The organism is Sorangium sp. So ce363, assembly GCF_051520435.1.
GTDB lineage: Bacteria > Myxococcota_A > Polyangia > Polyangiales > Polyangiaceae > Sorangium > Sorangium cellulosum_B.
Genome location: NZ_CP150333.1, coordinates 9,925,422 through 9,936,622, shown reverse-complemented (window position 1 = coordinate 9,936,622; position 11,201 = coordinate 9,925,422). Strand labels below are relative to the sequence as shown.

The 11,201-nt window shown below is 72.0% G+C and carries 7 protein-coding genes; 4 read left to right on the top strand and 3 right to left on the bottom strand.

Annotated features, from left to right (window positions below; translation table 11 throughout):
* Nucleotides 1–199 precede the first annotated feature (199 nt).
* Together WMF12_RS37335 and WMF12_RS37330 are read left to right on the top strand one after the other, a co-directional pair.
* Nucleotides 200–613 carry a hypothetical protein gene (locus tag WMF12_RS37335; protein ID WP_437852926.1) on the top strand — a complete coding sequence of 138 codons (414 nt, stop codon included), beginning with the start codon at nucleotides 200–202 and terminating at the stop codon, nucleotides 611–613.
* A gap of 510 nt (nucleotides 614–1,123) precedes the next feature.
* Nucleotides 1,124–2,245: a DUF4419 domain-containing protein gene (locus tag WMF12_RS37330; RefSeq protein WP_437852924.1), complete on the top strand. Its 1,122-nt coding sequence runs from the start codon at nucleotides 1,124–1,126 to the stop codon at nucleotides 2,243–2,245.
* A 50-nt stretch (nucleotides 2,246–2,295) separates the two neighbouring features.
* Here WMF12_RS37330 and WMF12_RS37325 read toward each other — a convergent pair whose 3' ends face one another.
* Nucleotides 2,296–4,632 carry an AAA family ATPase gene (locus tag WMF12_RS37325; RefSeq protein ID WP_437852922.1) on the bottom strand — a complete coding sequence of 779 codons (2,337 nt, stop codon included), beginning with the start codon at nucleotides 4,630–4,632 and terminating at the stop codon, nucleotides 2,296–2,298.
* Between the two features lie 462 nt (nucleotides 4,633–5,094).
* Between WMF12_RS37325 and WMF12_RS37320 the strand changes: the two genes are divergently transcribed.
* Nucleotides 5,095–6,813, top strand: a complete 1,719-nt coding sequence (locus WMF12_RS37320; RefSeq protein WP_437852920.1) for a hypothetical protein — start codon at nucleotides 5,095–5,097, stop codon at nucleotides 6,811–6,813.
* A gap of 29 nt (nucleotides 6,814–6,842) precedes the next feature.
* Here the strand turns inward: WMF12_RS37320 and WMF12_RS37315 are convergent, their stop codons facing one another.
* Nucleotides 6,843–7,403 (bottom strand): hypothetical protein, encoded by a 561-nt coding sequence (locus WMF12_RS37315; RefSeq protein ID WP_437852918.1) that lies wholly within the window; start codon nucleotides 7,401–7,403, stop codon nucleotides 6,843–6,845.
* 241 nt (nucleotides 7,404–7,644) lie between these two features.
* On the opposite strand from WMF12_RS37315, the gene WMF12_RS37310 reads away from it, so the two are divergent.
* Nucleotides 7,645–10,155, top strand: a complete 2,511-nt coding sequence (locus WMF12_RS37310; RefSeq protein WP_437852917.1) for a PAS domain-containing protein — start codon at nucleotides 7,645–7,647, stop codon at nucleotides 10,153–10,155.
* Nucleotides 10,156–10,177: 22 nt separating this feature from the next.
* Here the strand turns inward: WMF12_RS37310 and argF are convergent, their stop codons facing one another.
* The gene (argF, locus tag WMF12_RS37305) at nucleotides 10,178–11,113 is read right to left on the bottom strand and encodes an ornithine carbamoyltransferase (protein WP_437852915.1); all 936 of its coding nucleotides are present in this window, start codon (nucleotides 11,111–11,113) and stop codon (nucleotides 10,178–10,180) included.
* Nucleotides 11,114–11,201 lie beyond the last annotated feature (88 nt).

Sequence of the window (11,201 nt, the reverse complement as noted above, 5' to 3'; positions counted from 1 at the left end):
GCCGCCATCGGCGGATCGAGGCCTGACGATGGGCTCGGTGGTCTGAGGCTGTGTAGAGCCCCTGGGGAGGCCGCCATCGGAAGCGGCGGATCGAGGCCTGACGGTGGGCTCGGTGGTCTGAGGCTGTGTAGAGCCCCTGGGAAGGCCGCCATCGGAAGCGGCGGATCGAGGCCTGGCCGGATCCTGCGGGTTCCCGGCGTTGGAGAGCGGCGGCCTCGGCGTCGCGGTCGGGGAGCTTGGCGCGCTGGTGGGTGCTCGGCCGACATTGGGGCTGTTGTTGCCGGTCGTCGTGCTCCCGACATGGCTCCCTGATGGACTGTGCGGCGTGGTCGTCGCGCCGGGCGAACTCGGTTTGCTGGTACTCTTCCGCGTGACGGGATCCCAGCCGGAGAAGGGGTCTGGCTTTGGGGTCGGGCTGGGGGCCGCGGCCTGGTTCACGGCGTTGGGCGCGGCTGCGCTGCTGGACGGGCTGCCGGCGTCGGTCAGGGGATGCGCGAAATTGCCCGCGCTCTTTACCTGGGCGCGCAGCCCCGAGCGGACACCTGTGGCTTTCGACGGCGAAGGCGAACGGCTGCGCGAGGAGCTGCGCGAGGAGGGCATGCGCCATGAATGACGCGAAACTCATGCGCTGCCAAGCGCCTCGATCCTCGCCTGGAGGCGGGATATGCCGTGCCATGTCGCCCAGCTCGGCCAGCAGCGAATCTCTCGGGATCCGCCTTGTGGACCGGGAGATCCCGCACCTTCGCGCCATTGTGGCGCTCCGCCGGGACCGAATCCGCGCATGCATCCAGGGCGACGCGGCGACAAGCATCGCGATTGCGGTCGGTCCGCCGAGCAGGTAACCTGGCGCTCTAATTGCACGCACGGATGTGTCAGTTTTACTGAAATGTTCCGTTGTGGGTGAGCGCTCGCTGCCTCTCCGCTCACGCGTCTGGCGCACGGCCGTGCGTCGGCGCGCCCGACGAGGTCGAGGTGCCGCCGAGGCGATTCCATTGTTGAGCCCGCTCGCTGCGCGGTTGCCGCCGGCGCGAGTTGTCTCGCGCGGCGCGCTTGTGTACGAGGTTCTATCTACGGCAGCGCTGGCCCATGAAGCCGTCGCGCAGGGCCAGGAGGACGAGGAGCCATGAGCGTCACGACGATCGACGTTGCCGAGGTCGCGCCTTCGACGGCGCCCCTGCCCGCGTTCGACGAGGAAGCGACGGTGCAGAGCCTGCTCGTCTCGCCCGTCGAGGCCGCCTACCGCCATCGCCTGCCCCTCGTCGGACGCACGGACGTGCACCCGCTCCTCCAGGCGGCCTACATGGCCTATACCCAGCGTTATCCCCTCGTGCTGTCACCCGACGTGGTCTGGTTCTGCCTTGCCCGGGGGTTCACGCTCCACGTCGCCGCGAACGAGGCGCAGCGGCGTCAGGTCCTCCTCGACGACAGCGACTTCGAGCTGAGGATCGATCGGCCGGATTTCACGCTGGGTGAGGTGAACCCGTGGCCCGTCGCGTTCTCGGATTTCTCCACCCTGATCGCCGCGCGGGTCGGCAAGCTGCGGGAGCTCGTGACAGCCAGTTTCTCCACCACGGGACCGGTGGAGCGCGTGGCGTCGGAGCTCACGGTGATGACGCCGTTCGTGCCGCACTTCGAGTGGCAGCCGCCCTTCCCCGCGGACATGAGCTTTCCGGAACGTGGAATCCCGCGCATTTACCTGCTCGGCACGGCGGACGACTGGCGCTGGGTGCGCCACCGCGCGGCGGCGTTCGTCCCCTTCGGGGCGGAGCGCTGGACTGACGTGCTCCTGCCGGTGCTCGACCAGATCGTCGCTGCGGCGGAGGGGCGTCAGGATCCAGCGTTCTGGCGCGCCTTCTTCCGGTACGAGAACTCCGCGGATGAGCTCACCGGGTGGATCCACGTGCTCTTTCCGTACCTGCGCGCCTGGCCGGCCGACCACTTCGTCTGGAATGCGTATCTCGACGGCTGGCTCGATCGCTGGAAGGCCGCGGAGGCCCGGCGCAACCCGCTCTCCGCGCTGGCGGATCCGGAGGGACCCGGGTTCGCGCAGCTCCCGCCGGGGCTGACCAGCGTGCCCTTGCGCTTCATCGATGCGCAGCGCCGGGAGCACCCCCTGGAGTTCGTCAGCGGCCTCATCGGCGTCACGCAGGACCAGCACTCGCTCGCGCTCATTCCGGAGTTCGTGTGGGCCGTCGTGCACGGTGAGCCCGGCCCCGAGGTCGAACAGCCCGCCGGCGCGGGCTGAGGGGCGCAAGGCCGCTCGGCGAGGGCTGCGCCCGCCCCCCTCTCGGCCGGCTACCCGAACCGCACCTCGAGCCCCGCGCCCCCGCCCGCCACCACGATCTCCCTGTCCCTGCACCCCGGATCCTCCGCCATGCGCGCCGCGATCGGCGTGATCACCCGCTCCTCGATCACCCGCTTCAGCGGCCGCGCCCCGCGCCTCGGATCGAACCCCGCCTCGGCTAGCCAGGCCCGCGCCTCGGGCAGCACACGGAGCCTCAGGTTGCGCCGCACGAGCCCGGTGCGCGCCTCGGCCTTGGCCAGCTCGAGATCGACGATCCTGAGCACGCTGTCCCGCCCGAGGCCCCGGAACTGCACGACGTGGTCGATGCGGTTCACGAACTCCGGCCGGAAGTGCTCGCGCACGCCCGCCGGCGCCCCGTGCCGCGCGCCCGGGGGCAGGGCGCGCTCGTCGTCGCCGCCGAAGCCGACCGGCGCCCGGTCGGCGACGCCGAGGTTCGAGGTCATCACGATGAGCACCATCCGGAAATCCACGTGGCGCCCGTCCTCGTCCGTCAGCCGCCCCTCGCCGAGGATCGCGAGCAAGAGGTCGAACACCTCCCGGTGCGCCTTCTCGATCTCGTCGAGGAGCACGAGCGACAGCGGCTCCTGCCGCACGCGCTGCGCGAGCGTCGTCGCGTCCGGCCCCGCCGCGAGCAGGCGCGCCGACGAGCCCGGGAGCCTGTACTCGCTCATGTCGAGCCGGATCATCCGCCCCTCGTCGCCGAACATCGACCGCGTGAGCTCCTTCGCGAGCTCCGTCTTGCCCACGCCGGTCGGGCCGACGAACAGCAGCGTGCCGCACGGGCGCTCGGGGTCGTTCATCCCGGCCTTGAAGCGCGCCAGCACCCGCGCCGCCGTGTCGCACGCCTCGTCCTGCCCGATCACGCGCCGCTTCAGCCCGCGCGCGATCGTCTCGGCGCTCGCGGGGATCTCGTCGGCGATGAGCTCGATCGGCAGCCCCGAGTGGCGCGCGTAGGCCTCGGACACGTCCCGCGGGTACAGCACGCGCGCCGGCGCCGCTCCGGCCGCCTCCGCCTCCGCGCCGGCCCGGGCGCCGGCCTCCTGCGCGAGCCAGTCGAAGAAGCGGAACGCCTTGCCGGGGAAGAGCACGTCGCGCCGGAACATCGCGAGGTGCTGCACCAGCCGCTTCTTGCCCGCGGGGTGCAGCCGGACGCGCGTGTCCTTCCGCGCCTCGTACTCCGCGAGCAGCGCCGGCACCGCGGCCGCATCCGGCTCGCGCAGCCGGACGATCTGGAAGCACGCCACGAGCGAGGCCGCGCGGCGCTGGCACGCCTCGAGCTCCGGCTCGGTGCACTCCGCGATGAGGCTCACCTCGCCCGTCCGGAGCGCAGGCAGGAACACGTCGCCGATCGACGCGCCGTCCGGCTGCGGCCGCAGCAGCGGCAGGAGCGCGCCGACGTGGAGTAGATCCCCCTCGTGCGACAGCTCGCCCACGAGCTTCAGGCACCTCGCCTGCCACATGCCGAGGTACTTCATCCCGGCGAGCAGCCGATCGGCCGAGGTGCTGAACAGGCCCGGCGAGCTCGCGCGCGCCTTGTCCCTTCGCCACGCCGCGAACCGCCGCGCCAGGCGGTGGACCCAGGTCGTCTTGCCGACGCCCGGGCCGCCCACCAGCAGGATCGACGGCAGCGACGCGCCGTGCGCGGCGCGCGCCACGTCGAACAGCGGCAGCGCCTGCTCCAGCTCCTCGGACTCGCCCACCGCGAGCGGCAGCCGCTGGCGCGCGGCCTTCTCGACGAGATCCTCGGAGACGGCGTGCAGCGTGGGGCGCTCGTCCTCGGGGCGCCGAGCGCTCCGCCCGGCGCGCTCCATCCGGCGCGGCGACCACGGGCGCACGTACTCGTCTCCCTCCCGGCGAAAATCGAAGAGCGACCGCGGGGACTCGCCGAGCAGCGCGCTCGTGACGAGCTGGCGGAGCACGTCGGGCGCGATCGAGAGATCCTCGAGGACCACGGACCAGCCGAAGCGGGGGAGCATCACGCGGACGCCGCCCTCGGCGAGCTTGCTCGCGAGGTACGTGAGCCGCAGCGGGATCTGGCGCCGGCCGACGACGGCGGTCCGCTTGACCGTGGTCTGCGGGTGGACGTCGACGTCCAGCGAGCGGACCTCGAACGACTCGTCCCACAGGTAGCGATCGAGATCGTCCTCGTCCGTGGCGAGCCTCGCGTGGAGCTCGACCTCGATCGCGCGCAGCACCTCGTCCTCGGAGGCGCCATAGGCGGACGGCGCCGGCCGATCGAAGAGGAATGCCCACGTGCGCAGGAGGATGCCGGTGAAGCGGCCGTCGTGGTGGGCGATGAAATAGACGCGGAGCGATTTCTTGGTCATACGGTGGCGGTGGAAACGCGCAGCCTGAGCGCGCGAGCCTAACACACCCGGGCAACACCCCGGGCCGGGCGCGTCGCTGCGTTGCTCGGCCGCGCTGTTGGTTGTTTCGTTGCGCGCGCCGTCGTTTCATTGCTCCGCTATTTCATTGCGCCATTGTGGCGATTCCGCCGCAGTCGTCCGCGCAGCGCCCCGAGGAGGCCTGTCCCGGCGCGAAGTGGAGCGGCGCCGGAATACGCTGACGGTCGACTCAACGTCAGATCAACTCCATGCGTCGTGGTGACGGCGTGCGTCAAGACGGCTGCGCGCTGCGACGCAGGAACAACCGTGCTGCATAATTCTGGTGGTGTGGAGATGTGTAATCTCATCCACCCTGGTCTCTTCGGGAGGTGTAGAGTGGTGTTCATGCCGCAAACGCCTTATTTCACGACGCCTCGCCGCCGCGCGGCTCGAGCCGCGTTTTCCTTGTTCCTATCGCTTGCCCCGCTCGCCGGGGCCGTGCCCGCGAGCGCTGCTGTGGAGCAGCTGGACGGCACGGACTTGCCCACGCCGGTCCGCGACAACGAGATTGGCCTCGTGACGGGCCGGGGTTTCCCCAGGGATGCCGTCACGCTCGAGGGGCTCTTCGGGTACCGGGGGGAAGACATCGATCCCGTGGCCGACGCGAGCACGGAGCCAGGCGTGTTCTCGCCGCTCTGCGGGTTCTCGGGAGAGCTCGTGCTGCGCGGGGGCGGGTGCAAGGTCGCGTTCGGCTGGTACAACGCGAACGCGAGCGGCACGCGCCCGCCGGACAACCAGATCTACGAGCTGATCCCCGCTGACACGTCGACGGCGTTCCGGTGCGAGGACAACGATTTCTGCCCGCTGGCCACGATGCAGACCACCCAGGCGGGGCAGCACGACTGGACGCCGCGGCAGTTCTCGGCGGCGGACATCCGGAACGATGCGCGGTACCAGGGCGGCCTGGTCGGCTTCGCGCTGATCGGCAAGGAGGGCACCTACTGCACCCAGACGAAGTTCTCGCAGCGCGAGCTGAACACCGTCTGCACGAGCTGCACGCCGAACGAGCCGTGGGTGACCACGCTGATCTACACGTCGACCGCCGAGCCCGACGCGTTCTATGTCGCCTTCGAGGACCTGCCCGTGACCGCGACGAGCTGGAAGGGGAGCCAGGGCGGGTACGAGAACGACGGCGATTTCAACGATTTCGTCTACTACATCACGGGCGTGACCTGCAAAGGCGGCGGCGAGGTCTGCGACACGGGCCTGCAGGGCGCGTGCGCCGTGGGCAGGACGGGCTGCGCGACCGAGGGCGATGTCGAGTGCCTGCCCGTGCTCGAGCCCGGCGAGCAGAAAGAGACCTGCGACAACATCGACAACGACTGCGACGGCGAGGTCGATAACGGCGAGGGGCTCTGCGACGAGGGCTTCGTGTGCAACCGCGGGTCGTGCGTGCCGTACTGCGGGCGCGGCGAGGTCGTCTGCGACGCCGGGCTCGTCTGCGACGACGGATTCTGCGTGGAGCAGGCGTGCGTCGGCAAGGAGTGCACAGGCGGCCAGATCTGCGTCGGCGGCAACTGCGTGGGCGGGTGCGACGGCGTCGTCTGCCCCGCGAACCAGGAGTGCCAGCTCGGGCGGTGCGTGGATCTCTGCGCCCACATCGAGTGCGAGGACGGCGCGGTCTGCGAGCGCGGCATCTGCCAGTCCAACTGCGGCTGCCGCACCTGCCCGACCGGCAAGGTGTGCGGGGGGGACGGCCGTTGCGTCGACACCGGCTGCGACGGCAAGACGTGCGCTGACGGGCAGGTCTGCGTCGCCGGGAGCTGCGCCGACGCGTGCGCGGGCGCCGTCTGCCCCGGCAACGCGCCGTGCGTCAACGGGGTCTGCGGCGAGCCGGTGGTCCACGGCGGCGCCGCCTCCGCCGCGAGCGGAGGGTCGATCGGACCCGACGTGGGGCTCGACGATCCGGTGGATCTGACCACCGGCTCTGGCTCCGGCTCTGGCTCCGGCTCCGGCGGCGCGAGCGGCGGCGGCACGGGCGGCAACAAGCCCGACACGTCCTGCGCTTGCCGCGCGGGCGCGACCTCGGAGACCTCGCCGGCCAGGGTCGGCCTGCTCGGGCTCGGTCTCCTGCTGCTCGCCGGCCGCAGGCGCCGCGCGCGCCGCGCCGCGAGCCGCCCGTAGGCCGCGCTCTGGCCCGCCGCGCGCCCGCGTCACCCCGCGGAGCGCGCGGCCATCGCCGCGACGAGGCCCCCCACGACGGCCGCCAGGACCCACGCGAGGCGCGCGCCGTACGGTGACGCGGCCGCGGCGCCGGCGGGCAGCGGGAACACCACCGACCGCACCCGCCGCGACTCCGCGTCGACGAGGAGCACGCCGTCGACGTCGAACGCGACGCGGTACTCGAGCAGCTGCCGCCGCGTCGCGGGCGTGTCGATGCGCGGCGCGAGCCGGCCCGTCTTCACCTCGGCGACATACCGCCTGGGACCGTGCGCCACGAGGTAGTCGGCGCGGAGCCCGACGCTGACCGGCTCGCCGTCGATCTGGACTCCGTACGAGACCGCGACCTGCCGGCCGACGATGGTGTAGCCGAGCTCGCGCAGGAGCGCCTCGGCGCGGGCCTCTCCCGCGGCGCCCTGCTCCCGGCACCGCGAGAGCCGGCGCCGCTGCCACGCGCGCCTCCACGCGAGCCGGAGCGTCTGGACCAGCCCGAAGGAGAGCGCCGCGCCGGCCACGGCCAGGAGGAGCTCGGGCGGCATATCGCGGAAATCCACGCTGCGCGGGTTTGCTCAGGAATCGGGATACCGGGCCAAGTTTTCTGCGCCGGATCGCCTGCGGCTTGGCTGGCGCGCATGTCCACGTGCTCCTATGACAGGGCCGCAAGAGGCATACCGCCTGCTCGTGCTCTGGTGTGGTGGCGCCGTGTTCCAAGAGCGCGCCCGGCTGATCTGGGCAGGGATGTACACCCATCGTCCGCGAGAGCACCCTCATGCTGCATCCGAGGGTCGTCTGCCTGTGATCGAAGACGAGGAGAGGCACCGTTCGCAGATCCGCGCGCTGACCGAGGCCAGCCGCGCGCTCGCGTCGGCGTGTTCGGCGCCCGCGATTCAAGAGATCGTCCTCTCCGCGGCGACGCGCCTGAGCGGCTCCGGCAGGGCCGTCCTGATCCTGAACGACGAGGACGAGCGTCCGGTGGTGCGAGCGGCGCTGGGGCTCGATCCGGCGCTGCTCGCCGAGCTCTGCGGCCGCCCGCTCCCGAGCGCCGACGACGGGATAGCGCGAGCGCTGGACGGGGCGGCCCACGTCGCCGCCGCGCCGCTGATCGTCAGCGGCCGTGTCTCTGGCGTGCTCGCGGTCGAGCGCGCCGCCCCGGCCTCCGGCGAGGATGCCTGGCTGATCGAGGCGCTCGCCGATCAGGCCGCGGTCGCGCTCGCAGGCCCCGCCGATGGCGCCGCGCGCGCAGGCGCCAGGGAGCCGCGCGCGCGCCTGGAGGCGGACGTACAGGACGAGCGCTATCGCCTCCTCGGTCGAGCGATCAAGGACCCGATCTGGGACTGGGATATCCGGACGGACCAGGTCGAGCGCAACGCGACATTTCACGAGGTCTTCCGCTACACGCCCGAGCAGACGGCCCCGACCGGCGCGTGGTGGGTGGACCGCGTGCTGCCCGAGGATCGCGACCGCATTGCGCGCGCGTTCGAGGAGCTCATCCACGGGGACGCCGACACCTGGTCGGCGCAGTACCGCGTCTACCGCGGCGACGGCTCCGTCGCCCGCGTGTTCGATCGCGGCGCGGTGCTCCGCGACGCGGGCGGCAAGGCGATTCGCATGGTCGGCGCGACGGTCGACCTGACCGAGCGGTTCCGGATCGAGAGCGCGCTCCAGGACCGGGAGGATCGGCTACGGCTGGCCACGTGGGCGGCGGACGTGGGCACGTGGCGAGTCGACCTGGAGACGCAGTACGACACGAGGGACGCGAGCCTGAACCGCATCCTGGGCCTCGACGAGCGCGAGACGACGCAGCCCATCGGCGACTGGTTGAGCCGCGTCCACCCGGAAGATCTCGACGCGGTGATCGCCATGCACGAGCGGAGCATCCGTGAGCGGTGCATCTACGACATCATCCACCGCGTCGTCCGCGCCGACGGGTCGATCCGGTGGGTCCACGATCGCGGGCGCATCGTCGCCGATCGGGACGGCTCCCCGCTGTTCTTGACGGGCGCCGTCGTCGACATCACCGAGCTGAAGCAGCTCGAGCGCGAGCGCACGGAGCTGCTCCGCCGCGAGCAGCAGGCGCTCGCCCAGTCGGAGAAGGACCGCATCCGGGCCGAGGACGCGAACCGCATGAAGGACGAGTTCCTCGCGACGGTCTCCCACGAGCTGCGGACGCCGCTCACGGCGATCCTGGGCTGGGCGCGGTTGATCAGGGACAAGGGCCTCGCCCCGGAGCGCGTCAAGCAGGGCATGGCGTCGATCGAGCGCAACGCCCACGCGCAGGCGCAGATCGTCGACGATATCCTGACGGTCTCCCGGATCATCACGGGCAAGCTGCGGCTCCGCACGATCGCCGTGGATCTCGCCGCGGTCATCGAGGCCGCCGTGGACACCATCACGCCGACGGCGAAGGCGAAGGAGATCGAGATCCGCGTCGAGCCGGGCGAGGGGCTCAACCACGTGTGCGGCGACCCGGATCGCCTCCAGCAGGTCATGTGGAACCTGCTCTCCAACGCGGTGAAATTCACCCCGAAGCGAGGGCTGGTCACCGTCCGGGTGGGGCGGAGCGACTCCCAGGTCGCGATCTCGGTCACGGACAACGGCAAGGGCATCGCCACGTCGTTCCTGCCGTATGTATTCGACCGCTTCCGCCAGGGCGACTCCTCGCCGACGAGGGCTCACGGCGGGCTCGGCCTGGGGCTCGCGATCGTCCGCCACCTCGTCGAGCTGCACGGCGGCACGGTGGAGGCGGAGAGCCCGGGCGAGGGGGCAGGAGCGACGTTCACGGTGGCGCTCCCCCTGCCCGCGGCGCCCTCCGCTGCGCGCGAGGGGCCGCCGTCTGCGCCGGGGCGCGCCCCGCTGCGGAGCGGGGAGCCGCCGCCGCTCTTCGGCGTTCACGTCCTCGTCGTCGAGGATGAGCCGGACGCCCGGGAGATGCTCGCGTTCTTGCTGGAGGGAGCGGGCGCGCGGGTCACCACGGCCGGCTCGGCGAGCGAGGCCATGAGCGTCCTGGAGCGGCTGAGGCCCGATGTCCTGCTCAGCGACATCGGTATGCCGGGGGAGAGCGGCTATGCGCTGATCCACCAGCTGCGCGCGGCGGGCCGGGACGAGATCCGGCGTATCCCCGCCGTGGCCCTGACCGCCTATGCCCGGATCGAGGACCGGAGGAGGGCGCTGGCGGCCGGCTTCCAGAAGCACGTCGCCAAGCCGATCGACCCTGCCGACCTGGTGCAGGTCGTCGCGGACCTCACGGGCCGCTCGGGCAGCGACGGGGCCCCCGCCCGCTCCCGGCGCGGCGCCCTCCTCGGTTGACCCCGCGCGGCGCGCGCCCGCTCTAGGCCAGCTCGACGCCGAGCAGCCACAGCATGAGTGCTTTCTGCACGTGCAGCCGGTTCTCGGCCTGATCCCACACGCGCGATCGCGGCCCTTCGAGCGTCTCGTCGTCGATCTCCTCGCCGCGGTGCGCCGGCAGGCAGTGCAGCACGATGGAGTGCTGCGCGGCCTTCGCCATCACCTTGGCGTCCACGGTCCAGCCGGCGAACGCGGCGCGGCGCTTCTCCGCCTCGGCCTCGTGTCCCATGCTCGCCCACACGTCCGTGTTCACCACGTCCGCGCCCGCCGCGCCCTCGCGCGGGTCGTGCACGATCGTGACGTGGCCCGTCTTCCGCGCGCGCTCGACCTCGTCGGCGGGCGGCATGTACCCCTCGGGCCCCGCGAGCACGAGGTGGAAATCGAAGAGCTGCGCCGCCTCGAGCCACGAGCGCGCCATGTTGCTCGCGCAGTCGCCGAGGAACGCGATGCGCCGGCCGGCGATGCCGCTCCTGTCCCCGCTCGCCGCGAGCGCCTCCTGGATCGTGAAGATGTCGCTGAGCACCTGCACCGGGTGGCCGTCGTCCGAGAGCGCGTTGATCACCGGCACGCTCGCCTCCGCCATCTCGAGCAGGCGCGCGGTCGACGACGTGCGGAACGCGATCGCGTCGCAGTACCGGGCGAGCACGCGCGCCGTGTCGCGGATCGGCTCGCCGCGGGCGAGCTGGCTGCCCTGGGTGCTCAGCACGATCGGCTGGGCGCCGAGCTGCGCGATGCCGACCTCGAACGACACGCGCGTGCGCGTGCTCGCCTTCTCCAGGACGACCGCGATGGCCCGGCCGGCGAGCATCGTCGTGCGCCGCCCTTTCGGCTCCTCCTTCAGGCGAGCGGCGAGCCTGAGCACGCGGTGCGCTTCGGCCAGGGTCGTGTCCGTGATCTTGAGGTAATCGCGCTTCGCCATTGTCCCGCCTTCCGCGTCGCCGCCGTCCGGGCGCGCCGTCGTGCCGCGGGCAGCCCGCGACGCAGGGCGCGCCGTACGCCCGTCGTGA

Coding starts and splice junctions, on each gene's coding strand:
- WMF12_RS37330 (WP_437852924.1), top strand. CDS start 1,124: ATGAGCGTCACGACGATCGACGTTGCCGAGGTCGCGCCTTCGACGGCG.
- argF (WP_437852915.1), bottom strand. CDS start 11,113: ATGGCGAAGCGCGATTACCTCAAGATCACGGACACGACCCTGGCCGAA.
- WMF12_RS37325 (WP_437852922.1), bottom strand. CDS start 4,632: ATGACCAAGAAATCGCTCCGCGTCTATTTCATCGCCCACCACGACGGC.